This window comes from Chryseobacterium amylolyticum, from assembly GCF_051011775.1.
GTDB lineage: Bacteria > Bacteroidota > Bacteroidia > Flavobacteriales > Weeksellaceae > Chryseobacterium.
In genome coordinates, this window is sequence record NZ_JBPCHX010000007.1 from 156,271 (window position 1) to 176,458 (window position 20,188).

At 38.0% G+C, this 20,188-nt stretch carries 14 protein-coding genes; 11 read left to right on the plus strand and 3 right to left on the minus strand.

Annotation, left to right across the window (positions count from 1 at the left end):
• The first annotated feature begins 56 nt into the window (after positions 1-56).
• From ACR1PO_RS19275 to ACR1PO_RS19285, 3 genes are read left to right on the plus strand one after another with little or no spacing between them, the layout of a single operon-like run.
• Positions 57-1,052 carry an MsnO8 family LLM class oxidoreductase gene (locus tag ACR1PO_RS19275; protein WP_332387310.1) on the plus strand — a complete coding sequence of 332 codons (996 nt, stop codon included), beginning with the start codon at positions 57-59 and terminating at the stop codon, positions 1,050-1,052.
• Between the two features lie 51 nt (positions 1,053-1,103).
• The gene (locus ACR1PO_RS19280; RefSeq protein ID WP_433987846.1) at positions 1,104-1,655 is read left to right on the plus strand and encodes an AAA family ATPase; all 552 of its coding nucleotides are present in this window, start codon (positions 1,104-1,106) and stop codon (positions 1,653-1,655) included.
• Positions 1,656-1,704: 49 nt separating this feature from the next.
• The gene (locus ACR1PO_RS19285) at positions 1,705-2,268 is read left to right on the plus strand and encodes a DUF6624 domain-containing protein (protein WP_433987847.1); all 564 of its coding nucleotides are present in this window, start codon (positions 1,705-1,707) and stop codon (positions 2,266-2,268) included.
• Positions 2,269-2,381: 113 nt separating this feature from the next.
• Here the strand turns inward: ACR1PO_RS19285 and ACR1PO_RS19290 are convergent, their stop codons facing one another.
• The 3 genes from ACR1PO_RS19290 to ACR1PO_RS19300 form a co-directional block, all read right to left on the minus strand.
• On the minus strand, positions 2,382-2,726 hold the full coding sequence (locus ACR1PO_RS19290; protein WP_433987848.1) for a YciI family protein: 345 nt from the start codon (positions 2,724-2,726) through the stop codon (positions 2,382-2,384).
• Between the two features lie 64 nt (positions 2,727-2,790).
• Positions 2,791-3,126: a nuclear transport factor 2 family protein gene (locus tag ACR1PO_RS19295; protein ID WP_332387307.1), complete on the minus strand. Its 336-nt coding sequence runs from the start codon at positions 3,124-3,126 to the stop codon at positions 2,791-2,793.
• An 81-nt stretch (positions 3,127-3,207) separates the two neighbouring features.
• Entirely contained in the window at positions 3,208-4,344 is a 1,137-nt protein-coding gene (locus ACR1PO_RS19300) for a tetratricopeptide repeat protein (RefSeq protein WP_433987849.1), read from the minus strand.
• 166 nt (positions 4,345-4,510) lie between these two features.
• Between ACR1PO_RS19300 and ACR1PO_RS19305 the strand changes: the two genes are divergently transcribed.
• From ACR1PO_RS19305 to ACR1PO_RS19340, 8 genes are all read left to right on the plus strand, one after another.
• Positions 4,511-5,014, plus strand: coding sequence for a DinB family protein (locus ACR1PO_RS19305; protein ID WP_433987850.1), 504 nt, complete (start codon positions 4,511-4,513; stop codon positions 5,012-5,014).
• A 62-nt stretch (positions 5,015-5,076) separates the two neighbouring features.
• Positions 5,077-6,843, plus strand: coding sequence for a S41 family peptidase (locus tag ACR1PO_RS19310; protein WP_433987851.1), 1,767 nt, complete (start codon positions 5,077-5,079; stop codon positions 6,841-6,843).
• Positions 6,844-7,509: 666 nt separating this feature from the next.
• Positions 7,510-9,672 (plus strand): type VI secretion system Vgr family protein, encoded by a 2,163-nt coding sequence (locus tag ACR1PO_RS19315; RefSeq protein ID WP_433987852.1) that lies wholly within the window; start codon positions 7,510-7,512, stop codon positions 9,670-9,672.
• A gap of 5 nt (positions 9,673-9,677) precedes the next feature.
• Positions 9,678-10,937 (plus strand): tetratricopeptide repeat protein, encoded by a 1,260-nt coding sequence (locus ACR1PO_RS19320; RefSeq protein ID WP_433987853.1) that lies wholly within the window; start codon positions 9,678-9,680, stop codon positions 10,935-10,937.
• Between the two features lie 18 nt (positions 10,938-10,955).
• A complete protein-coding gene (locus ACR1PO_RS19325) occupies positions 10,956-15,701 on the plus strand; it encodes an RHS repeat-associated core domain-containing protein (RefSeq protein WP_433987854.1) in 4,746 nt (1,581 codons plus the stop codon).
• Positions 15,702-15,716: 15 nt separating this feature from the next.
• Positions 15,717-16,322, plus strand: coding sequence for a hypothetical protein (locus tag ACR1PO_RS19330; protein ID WP_433987855.1), 606 nt, complete (start codon positions 15,717-15,719; stop codon positions 16,320-16,322).
• A 174-nt stretch (positions 16,323-16,496) separates the two neighbouring features.
• Positions 16,497-16,991, plus strand: a complete 495-nt coding sequence (locus ACR1PO_RS19335) for a hypothetical protein (protein WP_332387298.1) — start codon at positions 16,497-16,499, stop codon at positions 16,989-16,991.
• A gap of 1,622 nt (positions 16,992-18,613) precedes the next feature.
• Entirely contained in the window at positions 18,614-19,996 is a 1,383-nt protein-coding gene (locus ACR1PO_RS19340; RefSeq protein ID WP_433987856.1) for an N-acetylmuramoyl-L-alanine amidase, read from the plus strand.
• Positions 19,997-20,188: the final 192 nt, after the last annotated feature.

The window sequence follows — 20,188 nt, forward strand, 5'->3', positions numbered from 1 at the left end:
ATATTTTTCTGTTAAACAAAGCTTTCATAACTTCACCATAAAATTGATTCAATACGATGAAGCTGAAGCTAGGGATATTAGACCAGTCACCTGCCGTCATGGGAGGAAATGCAGCATTGGCATTGACTAACAGTCTTAATCTTGCCGTATTGGCTGAAGAAACAGGATTTCATAGTATTATGTATTCTGAACATCATGGAGTAGAAGCTTATGGCAGCTCCAGTCCAGAACTTTTAGCGGCAATTGTCCTCAGTAAAACAAGCCGGATCAAAGTGGGGACAGCCGGCATCATGATGCGGAATTATTCTGCCTATAAAATTGCAGAATGGACCAAAATGCTGTCAACCCTATATCCGGAACGCTTTATTTTAGGGCTGGGAAAGGCGCCGGGAGGGTTAAAAGATGCCGTAATGGCTTTGAATAATCATAAACCGGTGGTCTTATCCGATATGGAGACAAAGCTGGAAGAAATCATTCAGTTTATCAGAGACGAAGAAAGTGTATACAACGGGCTTATTGCGCAGCCAACCCATGTGCTGCATATCCCCGAAATCATGTGGCTGGGCTCTGGAATAACTTCTGCCAGGGAAGCCGCAAAGCACGGGATCGGATATTCATTTGCTGCTTTTATGAACAATGAGAAGGGAATGGAAAATACAGATGCCTATCTCAGAGAATTTGATGTAACGAAATATTTTCCAAAGCCTTCTTTACAGGTTGCAGTGGCTGTATCAGTGGCTGCTACCATTGAAGAGGCCAGACGGAATGCCTATGGAATGGCTTATCAGTTTTTACAATCCCGTCAACTGGTAAGTCCGGATGCTGTTCTTTCCCCGGAAGCTGTTGAAGAAAAGGTTCTGGGAACTAAAGATGAAGAAGAGTTCTTTACTGTTTTAGACAGGATTATTACAGAAACACCTCAGTCTGTTGGTCAGAGATTACAGAAAGTTTCAGAAAAATACAATACGGATAATCTCCTGATATTATGTAATATGTTCCGTGAGGAAGACCGTATCAGCACTTATAAAAACATTATTAAAAATAATTATTAATACCCACAGAATCTATGGAAGCCTGGGTTTAATCAGATATAATTCAAATCCATGAAGCAGGATATTTTAACACGATATATTATTACCGGAGGTCCCGGAGCCGGCAAAACAACATTGCTGGAAGAATTAAGCCGCCATGAAGCGATTACAGTGCCGGAAGAAGGAAGGAAAATTATCAGGCAGCAGATTGATTCCGGTGGTGAAGGACTTCCCTGGCTCAATAAAGAACGTTTTGCAGAACTGATGTTTGAGGAATCTCTAAAAACCTACCTGGAAATAAGTGAAATGGGCTATACAAAACCTGTTTTCTTTGACCGCGGCATACTGGATACGCTTGGTTATATGAGACTTGAAAATATTCCCATCCCGGCAATCATGGAATCTAAAGCCAGAGCAATGGTTTATCACAACAATGTTTTTATTCTTCCGCCATGGAAAGAGATTTATGAAAATGATCCTGAGAGAAAACAAACCTTTGAACAGGCAGTGGCAACCTTTGAGTGTATGAAAGAAATTTATCAGGAGTATGGTTTTACGATCATAGAAGTTCCGAAAGTTTCAGTAGAAAGCAGGGTAAGTTTTATTCTTGATAAAATTATATAGAGTATATTCCTCACTTATCATTTATCAATCATCAATAAACATTTATAATATGAATCATCTCCCTTTTGAAAAAGAACTGATTGAAATGGCTGACAAAGACCTGTCTGTAAGAGAAAAGCTGCTGCTGGCCGGCGAGCTATCCGGAGGTTATCATCCTGAAATGGAAAAAATTCATAAAGCTAATGCGGAACGGCTGCGGGAAATCATGGCTGAAATTGGATATCCAACCATCTCAAAAGTAGGAGAGAAAGCAAATGATGCTGCCTGGCTGATTATTCAGCATGCTATCGGCGAACCTGAATTTATGAAAGCCTGCTATGCGATGATGGAAGAAAATGGCAGTGATATTAATCCCGTACATAAAGCTTATTTACATGACCGGATTCAGGTTTTTCAGAGTAAACCCCAACGATATGGAACACAGTTAACCGCCGACGGAACAATTTATCCCGTAGAAAATAAGGAAAATGTAAATAAAGAGCGTGAGACAGTAAACCTGCCGCCACTGGCCGGAACAGATATCAATAAAATTCCGGAATCTGAAGACATTCCGGAAATTGATGGCAAAGACGTTCAATATACAGTATGGAGAAAAAAAGTAGGATGGATTTAAAACGTTTTCTACTTTGTAAATTAATTTTTTAAAACATGATACATCGCTGCCTGAAGAAAGAAATTTCTACTTAAACTGCCATAACTTCCATCTCCCATCTTCCTGCTTCCTGCTTACTCATCCGCTTTCAAAACTTCACGGACTTCAATATTCCCGCCGATTTTAAAGATAGGATTTCCTTTCGCCATTTCCACTGCTTCATCTATAGATTCTGCCCGTACAATAATATATCCGCTGATGAACTCCTTGATCTCGGTATAAGGGCCGTCTGTTACAATATTGTCAGGCTTTACAGTTTTAGCGGTGCCGGGAGCAGGTAATAAAGTATTCCCTTTATCCATCAGTTTGTTTTGTGCTGCAATGCTTCCCAGCCACGCCATACGCTCCCGGATCTGTTCCGGAGAAGGTTTGAAATCAGAAATATCTTTCAGTCTGAAGATCAGTGCAAATTCTTTCATAAATTATATTCTTTTTTTATGACGACCGGGGGATATGAATGGGGACAAAGCTTTCAATATATTTTTATTTGTCCAGTAAAGGTCTCGGATCAAACAGAACCTTTAAAGTGTGAATCTTTCCATCCTTTATATGATACCATCCTGAAGATTCTATTGTTTTTTCTCCCATGTTGATATTATACCAGAAGCATACATCTTCTCCGGACGTAAAAGTCTTAAGAATTTCATATTTGAACTTCATCTGCTTCATATCTTTGATATAGACTGAAGCTCCGTCTCTTTTTCCCAGTACTCCTATAAATTTAAAATCAGGATCAAGGCAGCTTTCCGCTTTGTCAAAATTTTCTTCATTTAAATACCGGATAAACTGTTCTGCTGCGTTTTGAGTTGTATTGTCCATAAATGTTGTTTTTATCGTTGAATACAAAATTAACGGATTAATAAAGTTTACACTTGTGACTATAATCACAAAATAGTATTACTATTTTAAAAGAGGGATTCTTCCCTGGGCATAAGCAATCTGCTCTTTTTCCTTTTCCTGATCAGGCTTGTTTTTAAGGTATAACTGATAATACATGGCTGCATTTTTAGGCTGCTTCAGATTGAGGTCATAGAGAAGTCCCAAACGGTAATAAATAATATTGCTGGTACCGAATGTCAATCCTCTTTTATAAGCGGTTACCGCCTCGTTATACTGGTTTTTGGCTTCATAAATACCAGCCAGCGCGGCATAATAAAGAGTGGTGTGCTTTGAAACAGCTTCATCAATAGTTTTTTGTGCATAGATTTCAGCTTTATGATAATCTTTCAGCTCACGATAGCTTAAGGCCATATAATAGAACGTGCCTTCATTTTGGACCCCCATATCCTCAAGTGTCTTGTACATCATAATGCATTTCTGATAATCCTTTACATAAAAATAGGCCTGTCCCATGTCATTCATTACGTTGGCGTCAGCATGATTTTTCAGCAGTTTTTCGCCGGTCTCAATCACTTCCGGATATTTGGTTAGCTGGTTCGCAACCGGTAATAAAGCCTGCTGTAAGGTGAAATTTTCAGTATCGGCAGCGATGGCTGTTTTCAATACATTGTAAGCGGGCTGGTATTGTTTCAGGCCGCTGTACGTTAAAGAAAGATCATAAGCTACATCAGGATCAGCAGGATTGATAGTATTGGCTTTTTTGAGATAATCGAGTCTGGGCTCAGGTTGGTCGGCATAAGCTGCAAGCTGCTTGTAAGCGCTGAAGTTAAGGCTGTCAAGCTGAATAATCTGCTGAAGATAAGCTTTGGCATTAGCAACATTTCCCCTTCTGGAATTAATACCGGCTAAACTGAATAAAGTGGGCAGGCTGTTCGGTTGAAGAGTGTTAATTTTCAGATAGTTTTTCTCTGCTTCCGGCAGTTTACCGGCCATCATATTACAATAAGCAATTTGCGAAAGGGCTTTTATATCCTGTGTTTCTCCGGGATATATGCTCTGAAGATATCGGGCGGCATCGGCATAGCGTTGTGTTTCATAATATTCAAGCAGTTTTTCAGTATCAATTTTTGCGGATTGAGCGGTGATACTGTTAAAACCTAACAGAATAATACACAAACAGATTCCTGTTCTCATCATGGTTATTTTTTAACTAAAATATTGGTTATTTGGTAAGCTTCCAAATTTTGGACTCACTTATTAGGGATTTTTTTAATCTTATAAATGATTATGGTAAAAATCAAGATCTTATCTTTGGATTTCTTATATTCACTTTATAGAAAAAGGACCTGATAAAACAAAGGATATGGAAATAAAAACAATACAGTCATTCATAGATTATTACGGAAAAATAAGAGAAAGAACCAATCGTATTATAGAAATTGTTCCTCCGGAGCATATTGATTTTACCTATAAACCCGGGAAATTTACCATCGGAGATCAGATAAGGCATATTGCAGCCATTGAACGCTATATGTATGGAGAAACCATCGCCGGAAAAAAAAGTGCCTATCCGGGATGTGGAAAAGAGCTTGCCGACGGCTATGGAAATACAGTTAAATTTTTCAATGAAATGCACAGGCAGACCCTGGAAATTATTACCGGCCTTTCAGACGAGGATCTTACACGGAAATGTCTGACACCGGCTAATAGTGAAATTTCAGTATGGAAATGGCTTCGTGCCATGATAGAGCATGAAATCCACCACAGGGCAGAATTATACATCTATCTGAATCTTCTGGATATAAAAACACCACAGATTTATGGGTTTTCTGCAGAAGAAGTACAGGAAATGAGTATAAAATTATAGTATTAAAAGAATGCTCAAACGGTTAAGGTTAATTTGTATATTAGCCCATTCAAAAAATAATAATGACCAAACCTTTTATCATTCCCCTTTTACTGTTTTTAAACAGTGCATATGCACAGACCCATTCGGAGCTTAAGCCGGGAGATACCCTGAAATATTCACCACAATCTCACCGGCCATCATGGATCTCGGTACAATCCGCTGATGCCAATCTGGGAGTTGCATTGTTTATGGATGGAAAAAAATTAAAGGAACAGGATGATTCCAGAGGAATAAAAAGTGTTGAGCGTTTCTATTTTACCCCTGAAAAAGGGAAAAAATATGAAGTGAAGATCTGGGCCAAATCTTATCTTGAAAAAAGCAAAACAACAAAAGTTTCTGTTGTCGAGTCCAAAAGTGTCCCTGTTCTGAATGGTCAGTTTACACCTGGTCAGTTTGTGGAAGACCTAAGGGCATTCCGTTCTATCAGGGAACAGGCAAATTCCGGATTGTATGTGTACAGAAGTAAAAAACAGATAGACAGCATCTACCAGCAGGCAGAAACAGAAGCAGGAAACTGTAAAAATATTTTCGATTTTTATAAAATAATTGCCAGACTTACCGGATTTGAAGGAAGCTGTCATAATTATACAGACTTACCCAATCATGCCTCATACTATCTCACACAGAAATCTGAATATCTGCCCATTACCCTGAAAAATATTGACGGCCGCCTGCTTCAGGATTCAAAAGATGCAGCAATACCTCTTGGTGCTGAAGTCCTTTCCATCAACGGAATTCCTTCAAAAGAGATGATCAGCCGCCTTTCTCAGTATTATTTTTCTGATGGATATTCTATGCCTTATAAGGAAACCACAGGTTTTGAAAGAGGTATGCTGGATAAATTTTATATAGAATTCGGAAACCATAAAAATTATGTGATCCGGTATCAATGGAATGGAGCCGCAAAGGAGATTTCCCTGCCGGGGATCCCATTGGAAAACTTTAAAAAGCTTCAGGAATCAAGATATTCACTTGCTTTTGATAAAAAGCTGCTGTCTGAAAAATATAGTTTCAGCAAAAAAGGCGGGGGGATTTACAGGCTGTCTCTGAGAGGATTTGATTTTGCTACCGGAAAAGAAGATCCTGCTTATAAAAAATTCAGCGTTTTCCTTGATCAGATGATGGATACTCTGGAACGTGAAAACATACAGAACCTGATTATTGATCTCAGGGGAAATACTGGAGGTACAGGAGCTCTGTATGAAAAAGTGTTCTCTTATCTTACACAAAGGCCTTTCCGCGACAGTCATTATGCCTATACCAAATTCAACGAAGTTCCGTTGGAAGAAAAACTGGTGATAACCCCTCTTTTCCTTTCCAATGGAGTTCAGGATAAGCAGGGGCTGAATGCCTATCTGAAACAGCTTTATCCTAAAAATGTTCAGGGCAAATACTATTGGGCAGATGACAAAAATCCTTCCATAATGCCTAATGACAGAACCTTTAAAGGGCAGCTTTATCTGTTGGTAGACCAAAGGGTTGCTTCTGCTGCTTCCCATTTGGCTTCTCTGATTAAATCTTATACCAATGCCGTTGTCATTGGAAAAGAAACTGTAGGAGGCTACTATGAACATAACGGCCACTTTCCGCTGGTGTATGAACTTCCCAACACGGGAATCCAGACCGGATTCTCAATTGTTCATGTGATTCAGGATGCTCAGAATCTTCCGGATCAGAAAAGAGGGCAGGGAGTTATGCCTCATATTACCATACATCAGACCGATCAGGAATTTCTGGATCAGAGCGATGTTTATCTCAAAAAAGTGGCAGAGCTTAGAAAACCTTAAATGAATTGGTTGCAACTTTTATTTTTAAAACATTAAGGCTGTATTAAGTTGTAATAATTCATCTTAACTGTGCTTCGTTTCTTAACCGTTCTTAATGGTTTTAATAAATATACTTTTTTTATAAATGTAAACTCGTTTCAATAAAAACCAGCTGTTGATTTATTATTTGCAGCTGGTTTTTTATTACATGGTATTTTTAACTTATTTCTATTTTAAGTGATAAATTGCCCGTTTTTATTTATTAAAAATTGTTAAATATTTATTTGACACTGAGGGATTTGTTTCTTTTTTTTAATCATCTGTTTTGGAATTATTGATGAAAAGTCGTAGAACTACTACAAAATTACAGATTATATGTAGAAAATTTCCTGAATAACGATTACCGCTTTATCTTTGTAATACCACCAATCCAATACAAAAAATTAATAATGATTAAAACCCGCATATTACAACATTAAATCAGGAGAAATTCTGCCATTAACAGGGGGTAAACAGGACTTCGTATTTTGCTTTTCCTTTTTACCGTTTTTCTAATGCCTGTTTTGACCTCAATATCCGGCTCCGGCCCATAGGCGGAATCGGGTAATAAAGTTTATCTGATCTTATTGTTCAGATCAATTTTAGCTTAAAAAAATCTGACATCCAATCAATCAAAATATTACAACTATGTTTCAGGACGATCATTCACCCAAAACGCCTGTTTCTAAAGATAAAATTCCAGCTGTAAACAATATTAAAGAAACGTTGACAGATCAGGCGGTCAGCAGAACTGCTAAGGAAGTACAGGAAAAATCGAATGGAACCATTAAGAAGGCAACGGAAAAAATGGCTCAGGCCCAGGCCTATACAGGAATGGTTCAAAACGGCTCTCAAATGTTTATGAACCAGGTAAAACAACCTAATCCTCCCACTCTGGTAGAAGATAAAGTGTGGTCTAAACAGCCCACTTCAGGAATTTATAATGCCAATACGATTCCCGGAAACCAGGTCGCCGGGATCAATCGGGTGGTAAAGCTTGAAATTGTAATTGACGGAAAAGTAATCAAACATTTCAAGCATTTTAAATTAAAACAAAGTGCTGTAAGACATCATGAATTTGATCTGATGCTGGCTCACGATACCTTAGGAAGCTCAGAAAACCATAATCTTGAGGAAGCCCAGAACTTCCTGGGGAAAAGAATTACAGTGATCTTCAGGTATAAAGACGTTGAAGACGGCCCGGAAAGAAATTTTGTAGGAGTAATTACTGAAGTAGGTTTCAGCCAGGAAAAAGGAAGTCTGGGAAATATAGTTCTTACAGGTTCCAGCCCAACCGTTCTTTTAGATGCAGCTCCCCACATTCAAAGTTTTGGGGGATCTCAGGAAATCAGTCTGAACAGTATTGCAGATCAGGTAATCAAAGAAGGTCTGGGACAAAATACCTTTGATTTCAGGGTAGATGCGTCCCATGGGAATGTTTCCTACAGTTCACAATATGAAGAAACCCACTATAACTATCTCGCAAGAATTGCAGAAGCTTATGGGGAACAGTTTTATTATGATGGTGAAGTACTGCATTTCGGGAAACTTCCCCCTCAGGAAAAACCTGTAAAACTTACATACGGAAGCAGCGTGAGCGATGTTAAAATAAAAATGAAAGCGCAGCACGTGAATCCGTCATTTTATGGCTACAACAGCAGTAAAAATGAAAAATTAACCGCCGGAAGCTCAAAGATCAATCATACTTCAGATATTGCGAAAAGGGCGTATGAAATTTCAGAGAAAACCTTTACAACCCCATCACTGAGAGTTGCCCCCATAAAAGCAGTGTCTTTCATGGATGTTGAAAATTCCCAGAAAGGAACTGCAGGAAGCAAAGCTGCCGAAGTGTTTGTTATTTCAGGAGTTACAACAGTGCCGTTTCTATATCCCGGCTGTATTGCTGATATCGAAATGAGAAAAGCTGAAAGCAGTGAAACAACCTACTTTACCAAACTGATGATTACAGAAATGTATCATGATGTAGACGCAAGAGGATATTATACAGGAACCTTTGAGGCCATCGCATCAGATACAGGATTTATTCCCCGTCCGGAATTCCATACCCCAAAAGCGGATGCTCAGTTTGCCAAAGTAATTTCCAATGCAGACCCTTTAAATCAGGGACGGGTGAAAGTACAGTTTGACTGGCAGAACGGCTCTACCACGACAGAATATATCAGGGTGATGACTCCTGATGGCGGCGGAAGTGAAAAAGTAAGTAAAAACCGTGGGTTCATGGCTATTCCGGAAGAGGGAGATCAGGTGGTGGTCAACTTTGCCCATCAGCATCCTGACCGTCCGTTTGTGATGGGAGGAATGTTCCATGGAGGCGTTGGCGGAGGCGGTGGTGCCGGTAATAATATTAAAAGCCTAAGCAGTAAAAGCGGGCATACGATGAGCCTGGATGACGGGGGAGGAATTACAGTGAGAGATAAAGATCAGAACTCCGTTTTTCTGGATGGGGCTGGAAACATCACCATAGACAGCAAAATTTCCATTACGCTGAATTGTGGAAGCAGTTCCATTTATATGGATAAAGATGGAAATATCCAGATCAAAGGAAAAGAAATATTTGTTCAGGGAATTAATATCGGAGTAGGCGGAACATCAAGTATCGGTGTAGGGGTAGGCCCTGAGGACGGTGATCCTACTTCAGGAATCGGTATCAAATCCGATACGCTGGATATCGGAACCAAAACACTTTCCATGAGAGGAGATACCGAAGCCAATCTCAGCAGCGGGGGAAAAATAAATATTGGTGGCGGAAGCGAGACAAATATTGTAAGTGGAACTGTAAAACTGAATTAAGGCAGATGAATCCGGTAGATTTGGAGTTGATCAAATTAAAAAGGCAATGGCGGAAAGTTGTTTCAAAGAACGGAGAAAAACCCATGCTGATCTGTTTGGGAGAAAAACATGAAACCGATCTTTTTGATGGTTTTATCAAGTCGAAGCTTTCTGAGGATGAAGAGGGAGATGATGTTTTTTTGCTCCATTACCAGGAATTTAACGGGATGAATTCTTTCGGACAAACCTTGTTGGATGAATGGACGGAATTCTATGAAATGCTGAAGAAAAGTGAAGAAAATATTCCGGAATGGGAACTCAGACAACCTGACGAAACTTTTAAAACAGATGCATACAAAGCCTTTTATCCTTTACTGGAATTAAAGAAAAATTTCGCCAATATTAAGGATTCCTGCATCTACATTTATATAGCTCCGCTAAGGATCAGCGATACCGAAGAGCTTTCTTTGTGGGTAAAAGAATGGTGCAGGATCTGCGAAAAGTCGGGAAATAAAGATATTAAACTGGTCTGGGCAGAGCATCACCATTACAGGACCTTGTCAAACATCTCCTCAGCGCATAGTTTCAGGGTAGAAGTAGATATTCATCAGCTAATGCAGAATACCGCTGCCCATACCAATCGTAAAAAGAACAGTCCGGATACGGATTTTCAGCAGCAGATCCTTACAGCGAGTAATCATTTAAGTAAAGAAAGGTTCAGAGAAGCGGAATATGCACTGAAAAAGGCGGTGAAGCTTGCCCAAGAACAAAAGAATAAACAGGGAGAAATTTCTGCCTATTTTATGCTTACCCAGGCTTATACGGCAGATAAAAAAAAGGATAAAGCAGAAGACACCTACCAAACCATATTTGAAGAAGTAGAGCCGGATACTCCGCTGGAAGTTCAGATGTATATGAACTATGGAAGCCATTTATTAGGGAATTCCAAAAAATCCAGGGCACAGAAAGCATTTGAAAAAGCTGCAGAAACGGCTCGGAAAATAGGAGAATATGCAATGGCTATTGAGTGTTACAGAATCATCGGAACGTTGAATGATACGGTTCTGACAAAAGATAAAATGATCAGGTATTTTGAAAAATGCCTGGATATAGCAAAAGTGATGGATTCTTCAGCAAGGGAACAGAGCAGTCTGAGGTTTGTGGCCTCTATGCTTATTCTTAAATATGAAGGAGATACGGATAAAAAAGCACTACTGGATAACGAAATGAAGGGCTATTTTGGTGATGACTGGAAAGTGAGCGTGGAAAAACCGAAAGCGGGCTAATCTCAAATTAAAAGAATCATGGCAGATCTGAATAAAAAAACAGTAAAACCCATCAAGGTAGCAAAACCGGATATGAATCCGGACCGCTCCTGGAAGGTAAATGCAGATGTTACCTCGGTAAGCTGGGATAAAACCACACAGGGATGGAAAAACGGAATGAAGAATAATTTCGATTCACTGAATCCTGTTTCCATGGCTAAATCCATAGCGGGCGGGGACTCTGGCCAGCCGGCGAAAAGCAGTGGAGGCGGAGGTGGGGGCAGTGCTGTGACTGCAGAAAAAGCGGCTCCGGAAAGCAAAGTGAAGCTGATAAAGGTTAATACTCCTGCAATGCCTTCCACAGCCATTCAGCATACGAGTAAGCATTTTGATATTGTACTGGCGATTGATATTCATTGGACGCTCATTCCGCCGCCGCCTTCATTTATGCTGATTCCATTACCGTTGCCACATCCGTTTATCGGGATTGTTTTTGATATTATGGATTACATTACCATTACGATTCCGATTCCGCAATTTGCAAGAAACCTGATGCCGTCTCTTCCGGAAAGCATTCCGATGGGAGGGTCAATATATGTTCACGGAAGGCATAAAGCAACTACAACCACCAGTGTTATGGGGGTTGTAATCCCTTTCAGACATATCACTTCTTTGATTCCTGTTTATATTATTCCTTTTCCTCAGGAAGCTCCACACGAAGGAGAGGTCTATTACGGCTCGCAGACAGTTTTGGCACAGGGAAGTAAAATGAGCGGCAATCAGCCTCAGCAGGTGCTTACCTGTATGGGATTCCCTTTCGGAATGACCATGCTGCCTGCAATGCCTGATAAACCAAAGAAAAACCCTCTGGCTTATTTTGCTTTCTACAATAATTTTTCAAGTATGTATATCCAGATCAATACGGGCGGGCCGGTATTGGTGGGAGGAGCCTTTGTACCCCATGTTTATACTCCGGGAGAAATGCTGATGCGTCTTGCGGGAATGTTTTTAATGAGAAGTTTGACCAAGAAAATAGGAAAACTTGGAGCCAACGGTTTAAAAAAGCTTAATCACAGTGTTCTTAAAAAAGCTCCGTTCAATAAATTCAAATTTGCCAATGCTTTATCCAAGAAATTGTGTCATTGGGGATTTGAACCTGTGAATTTTGCAACCGGTGCTATGGTTTTCGAATGGGATGATTTTGTAATTCAGGGCAGTACACCTTTACTCTGGAAAAATATCTGGCACAGCGACCGGCCTTATGATTTTGGCCCGCTTGGAAACGGGGTTTTCAATAATCATGATCTGTTTATTCTACCTGAGGAAGATAATAAGTTTGCCGGATGGATGCATCCGGACGAAAATATAGCAATGCTGATTCCTGCTCCTGAAATAGGTGAGGAAATGACGTATTTCCGGGATCAGAAGATATGGCAGTACAGACCAAGCAGCAGCATCTGGGTAATCCGTAAAGGAACTGATATCTATACGTATCAACGTTTCCATCATATTTCGGAAGGAACTATATATAAAGTAATCCGTATTGAATATGGTGACGGAACAATCAGGGAATATGAATATGAAGACCGGAATATTGTCCTTAAAAGTATAAAAGATGTTAAGAGTGGCTGTAGTATAGAAACCATTATTCATCCTGAGTATAAAAAAGTAACAGAAGTTTACTATTGTTATAAAAAGCAGAGAGATCTGCAGGTTCGTTATGATTATGATGAGCGGGGTAATCTTACCCGTGTCTGGGATATTCATAAAAAGGCCATTGTGTTTCATTATGATGGAGAAAACCATGTGGTAAGAAGAACCAACCGTAACGGAATGAGCTATCAGTGGGAATATGACAAAAAGGGAAGGGTAATCCATACCAAAGGAACGGATGGATATATGGAAGGTAAACTTCATTATCATGATGAGGAAGGTTATACAGAAGTTATCTATCCAAAACAAAATAATAAAACAGAGGAGTACCATTACGATGAAAACTTTCTGGTTTATAAAAAAGTAGATGGAGAAGGTGGTGAAACCTGGTATGATTATACCGCACATAATGAGCTGAAAATGATTGGATCACCTGAAGGCAGAGTGGAAGGATTCACCTATGATGAAATGGGGAATATCAAAATTTACCATAGTCCGGATGGCGAAGAATATCACTATCAGTATAATGAATTTGGACAGGTTACAGCCCGTTTTTCACCTTCCGGAGCTTCAGAAACTTGGAGTTATGACGAAGACGGAAAACTGTTGAACTATACCGATCCCATAGAAGAAACCGTCTATTACCAGTATACCGATGGAGAAAGACTTCCTGAAAATAGCAGAAGAGGGGATATTGCAACTTACTATGAATACAATCAGAGAGGACAGATTACTCATATAGCCAATACGGCCGGAGCGGAACAATATCTGAAATATGATGAATACGGAAGAATGCTTGTTTTCAGCCCGAAACCATTAAACAGAACCATTCTTAACAGAGACAGGATGGGAAGGGTAATAGAAGTAGATGAACAGGGACAGCTTCCTTTAAAACTTCGTTATGATGCTTATGATCTGCCGGTATATGCCACAGACGGCCGGGCAGAATGGCTTCTGAGCTATACTCCGTTGGGAAGCCTGAAACGCAGAGTTAGACGGAATGCCATTACCAATAAAAAAGAAGAAACCCTGATCTTCGGCTATGATGCCTATGAAAATTTAGTAAGCATTACCAATGAAAAAGGGGAAATATATTCTTTTGAAAGAAATAATAATAATGAAATTATAGGAGAAACAGGTTTTGACGGTCAGAAAAAATTTTTTATAAGAGACAAAGACGGTCTTATTACCCAAAGAAGAACCCCACAGGGAAAAAATACATTTTACGAGTATGATTTGGGACGAAGGATTACGCAGACCCATTATCCGGACGGAACATGGGAAGCCTATCAATATGATACTTCAGGATTACTGATTAAAGCTGATAACGAAGACAGCAGCATCAGTTTCCAGAGAAATAAATTAGGGCAGATCACCAGTGAAAAGCAAGGTGAACATTCTATTCAGTATGAATACGACAGTCAGGGAAATCTCGTAGGTTTACAAAGCAGTCTGGGTGCGGAGATAGAATATGCCTACAATGATTTGAGACACTTTAAAACAGTAATAGCTGCCACTCCGGATCTTAAGCTGCCATGGCAGATGAACATTGATATCAGTCAGAGTGGGCAGCTGCTTTCCCGTGAAATCACAGGCGGAATAGAAAGTACATTCGAGTTTGATCATACCGGAATGCCAATAAGCCAGAAGGTGACAGTTAATAAAACTGATACAACTTTACATAAAGATTATAACTGGGCTGCAGGAAACCGTTTGTTCAATATTCTGGATAGAGTAACGGGCGGAAGAACAAGGTTTGATTATGATGCGTTTGGAAGCCTTGTGGCTGCAGAATACTCCAGTGGTGAGGTGCAATATAAAAATCCGGATGCTACAGGCTGTCTGTACGAAAGTGTAAAAAGAACCGATCGTGTGTACGATAAAGGAGGAAAGCTGATGCGTGACAAAAACTGGTTCTATCATTACGATGAGGATGGTAATTTACTATTAAAAAGTAAACGTCCGATCAATAATGTTTTACCGGAGCATCAGGACGAAGAAGATATTGTGCATCCTTATTACAAAACCATCGCTTCAGACTGGCTGAATACTCCTAAGCTGCCAGACGGTATAGATTTACCCAATGTAAATTCAATACCTTCCGCAGAAGTGCAGAGCCCGGAATGGAACCCTGGTGACTGGGCCTATTTCTGGGGTGCCAACGGAATGCTTACCAAAGTAAAACGTCCCGATGGGAAAGAGGTAAGCTTTAAGTATGATGCCATCGGAAGAAGAATCTCAAAAATTGGTCTAAAGAAAATAACTCGTTATATTTGGGATGGCAACGTTCTTCTGCATGAATGGAGCTATGATATTGATGAAGAACCTGTAACGACAATAGATGATGACGGAAACGTTCTTGAAGGAAAAGAACCTGTACAAAATGTGGTTACATGGATATATGAGCGAAATTCATATGTACCGTGTGCCAAAATTATCAATGGAGAAAGCTACAGTATTGTTTCTGATTATTTAGGAAGACCGGTACAGGCTTTTGATAAAGAAGGTAAAGTAATCTGGAGTACAGAATATGATATCTATGGAAATCTTAAAAATTTAAAAGGCGATAGGTATTTTATTCCTTTCAGGCAGCTTGGGCAATATGAAGACATAGAAACAGACGGTCTTTATTATAATCGATTCAGATATTATGATAACGATAGCGGAAATTATATTTCCAAAGATCCGATCGGCTTAGAAGGCAGAAATCCCAATTTATATGCCTTTGTGTTTGATAGCAATATTTGGATCGATGTTTTTGGATTGGATGCTTTCTACCAACTGTTTAGTAATGGTGTGATGGTGTATGAAGGAATTACGGAACGGCCTGTTCAGGAACGTTTTATGGAACATGCGAGAGATGGAAAGGTCTTTGATGAAGTGAAGTATGTTGATAATTTAAATGGAAGAATTGCTTCCAGGAATATTGAAGGCTCTGCATTATTTCATCATAAAAGCCAGGCCTTACTGAATAAGAGAAGGCTTGACGGAGGTTTCTATCACTCTTATGATCCTGCCAATCTGAAGCAAGGAAGAAAATTCTACACTGCGGCTGAAATAGATGATATTATGAGTAAAGCAGAAACCAAATCCGTGGAAAGCAACGGTAAATTTAAAGTTGAATGTAAATAAAGAAAAAATATATAAATGAGCAAAATACCTCAAAAGATACAGAAGAATATTGATAACATAGAATCGTTAAAAAAACAAATCTCCGGATGGAAAAAACTGAGTGCAGAGGAACTGTTTCAGGCTGTAAAAGAGTTTGAAAAGACACCGAGACTTGAAGTATCAGTATATTATAACAATCTTTTTAACGATGCAGAATTTGCTGATATTCTTTTAGATATTTATAAAAGTAATGCTGATAATACCAAACTGGTAGTTTTACTCATTTCTGCATTAGGAAATATGCTCCAAAGGTACAATTTGCCGGAAACAAAGGAGATCTATGAGTTGATGCTTGAAAATGCTTACAAAAAAAATATAGGTCCTTATGTGGCAATATTTCTTCCAAGAATGGAACATTTCAAAAATTACAATCAAAAGTGGCAGTATTTTATGGAGGTAAAGGAAATGTCTCCGAAAAAGGTAGCAGAAAGCTCTTTTGAGGTTATCATAGATTTGTATGGTGGTGAAATTCCTGAGGAAAATAAAAAAGAGGTAGCAGATTATTTTAACAAAAAAGCAGAAGAATCCAATAATGAATATGGAAAACAATATTATTTAGATTTAGCAAATCAGTTTAAATAATTGTGATATAAATCTTTTAATTTGCTTAAATGAGACATATGCATATGAAAGGTAATCACCAGTAATAAAAAGATAAGGTTATGGAAATTAGTAACTTAAAAGAAAGCATGATGTTAAAGAATAATATGATTGAGCACTTTTCCACCTATGTAAAATTTAATCCAATCCATATATATGAAAAAAATATTCTCTGAACTTAAAGGTTTCGTGATATTCAGTCCACAGCTTTTAGCACAGTATCTGCAGGACCATCATCTTTCAGGTACTAATATTTTAAAATATTTCGTAGAAAACGAACATGGAGATGTCATAACCAGATCCGGAATTGCTATTCCTATCATAGGAGTAGAGGAGGATTATTATGCTTTCCGGCTTTCCATGAATAATGAAAAGATTTTGAATGATGAAGAAGTAGAAGTAGAGTCGAAAGGCTGGATATTTCAGACTGCTAATAATGAAGTGAAAATTGTAGGCATCGGTTATTTAAAAGATACTGCTTCTATTAATGATGAAAACAGTATAACACTTTCATTAGAAAACGGATGGTATTCTTTAAAAATACGGGGTGGGAATAAAAATGGTGAAAGACTATTTGAACTGAATATGCAGAAGCAGGACGTGCATCCGGCTTTCAGTGGTGATGTAACTACGGAATATTACTATGGTTAAAAAATTAGTGAAAAAATATTGAACCGTAAATATTTCATCCCTGAGTTTAAATATCTGATATTGAGGTCTTAATATTCAAATTTTATATGGTTAAGGACATTGAAGTCTTGAACTTGTTTAAACTTATTTAAGAAAGAGTTTCCAGAAAAATTAGCAATTTAGAGTTGAAAAAAAAAGAACTAAAATCTGGAACTCATAAGCAAAGATAAACTGGAAAAATGGATTTTGCCTCATTTAAGTAAAGGCAAACGAAGATTTTCCACGAGATTTGATTTGGGCAAAATCTTAGCTCATTATAAAACAATTGAAAACAGGCTGCCAATGGCGGGAATTGAATCTAAAAGAATATTTTTCAAAAGAAACAATAAACTGGCAATTCGTTTATTATTTCAATACATGGTGTAAGGACGGTTCTTTCAGACGAATTTGGATTTCTCTTTTCCAGAATAATAAATGAAATTAGATCTTTCCAGTATACAATTAGATGGAAGCCATACCCCCAGCAGAACGGGAGGAGAATCAGTAGGGTATCAGAGAAGAAAATCATCCAATACTACTAATTGTATTTTTCTCTGTGATAACCGGGGCAAATGCCTTCAACGGGAAGTCCAATAAGCGGAGAGCATCATGACCTTTATAATATTGAAGAAACTTTAGAAGATATTTTTATTGATAGTTTCAAAGCTTTATAAGATTTGAAATACTAAATCTAATGTGGATAAATCTACATTATTTAGCCTTCTCTATTTTGTTTCTAAGAAAAATAAAAGTTTAAACAGATTTAACATTAAAATCCAGAACACTACAGATCTTAATTGTTCATATATTTTGCTCACAAAATAAATAATGAAGCTTTTTAAACTTTAATAATGCAGACGTTATGAAAAAAAAATATCCGTTGCTTTTTTTACGGCTCAGCTCGTATAGTCTCAGGTATCGGTAAATACCGTTAATCCCCAAGACACCTTTCATGCAGACGGGGCGAAAGATGATCCCGCGGCAGGAGCGCCCCGCGGCTTCCCAGCAGGCCAGCCCGTAAATCAGCAAACACCATAGATAAATAGTTTTATGGATGCTGCTGAAAATTGGAATTTAATGTAGTTTTTGGGCTAAATGTCATGCATTTAAAATTACAGTGAGTATCATCAATTTTTACAATATTTTTTTTCTGTTATTATTGATTATTGAGATTTTTGCATACAAAGCTATTTAAACTTTTTAAAGAAAGAGTTTCCAGAAAGTTAGCAATTTAGAGTTGCAAAAAAAGAACTAAAATCTGGAACTCATAAGCAAAGATAAACTGGAAAAATGGATTATACCTCATTTGAGTATATCAGGGAAGAAAATCATCAAAACCAGCAATTGTATTTTCCTTGTGATAAGCAGGGACAGATGTTTTCAACCTGGATAATCTAAATTATTTGGCTTTTTCTGTTTTGTTTCTCAGGAAAATAAAAGTTTAAACAAGTTTTACATTAAGTGGATATAATAAAAAAGTAGAATAAAAGCAATTTATTTCTATTCCAAATCCACTATATATTCTCTGTATTTTTTAACAGGTTTTATGTTAAACTTTTTTCTTACATAATTAAAAAAGGTGGTTACCTTATAACCATGATATTATGAAAAAAAATATGTTATTACTTTTTGTGTGTTTTTACTTTGGAACAGAAGCACAGCAATTGCTACAGCCCGTACAACATGACACTACAGAAAGAACAGGTGTCCCTTCGTCCTCTTTTTTTATTACTTCTAGCCTGAAAGCCCACACAAATTACCTTTTATCATTGGAACCGAAGAGACCGTTTTCATGTTTTGGCGTTGGCTGGAGAATAAAGAAAGAGCTGGATCCTGGACAATTAAGTTTTCGATACCGAACAAAAAAAAGAGGATATGAGTGGTCTGACTGGGAAACTGCAAATGCAGATTTTTCTCCAAAAGAAACTTCTAAGAATATGTACTGGACAGATGCACTGTTTAGTTACGATGCAACATCTCAAGATTTTATAGAATTTGAGTTTTCTAACACTGTAACAGCAGATGAAATGCAGATTGATCTGTTTGATGGAAATTATACAACAAAATATTTTGATACACCTAAAAATGAATATAAAACAGTAGCCTGTCCTGAATTTCCATCAATTATTACAAGGAATGATTGGTGTGGTGGATCTGCCCCTTGCAGTTCAGTAAATACTCCTTACTCCGTTGTAAATATTGTACCAACACACGTTGTTATTCATCATGGTGGAACACCTAATACTTATACAAACGGGGCTAATATAGTTCGTTCCTACTGGAATTATCACGTAAATACATTAGGATGGTCAGATATTGGGTACAACTATCTGCTTGACAAGGAAGGTAACCTGTATCAGGGCAGATACAATCCCAATATGCCTACAACAGACGTAAGAGGTGCTCATGCAATCTATTACAATTCAAAAGCAATTGGTGTATGTTTTCTTGGTCATTCAGATTTTACAATTTCAACTTCAGCACAGCTCAATAAGTTGTATAGTCTTCTAGGATGGTGGTTTAAGTATAAAGGATTTGACCCTACCTCTTCTGCTTCTATACTAAATACTATTCGGCCAAGAATTATGGGGCATCGTGATGTTGGTACAACTATATGTCCTGGAAACGATTTATATTCAAGGTTAGACACCATACGAATCAAAACAAAAATTGTGAGTGATGCTGTAGGATGTGAAACGCTTGGCATCAGCCAATATAGCAAATTTAACAATTCTTTTATGGTAATTTCTCCTAATCCTAATGATGGAAATTTTTCTCTCTCTTTTGTAAGCAATAGAAAGTCTACAATTTCCGTATCTTTCTATGACCAAAGGGGAAAAATTGTTCATTCACAAAAAGGTGAAGTGAAAAAAGGCGAAAATACTATACTATTTAATTTAAAGAAAAAGTTTGTGCAAGGAGTTTATACTTTGCAAATCGATCAGGCCGGCAAAAGATATTCGAAGAAGATTATCATAGAGAATTGATATTGAAGTCATTTAAACTTATATATAAAAAAGGCTTGGCTATTTTTATATTGCGAAACATAAAAAACAAATCAAGCCCATGAGTACCAGGTACTTGACAAAGATATAATAGAAAATGAAATAGTCCCCTACTGCACTTTATTTACAGACAGGCAGGGACTCCCTTTAGCCATCTCTGATCCTATCGCCGGG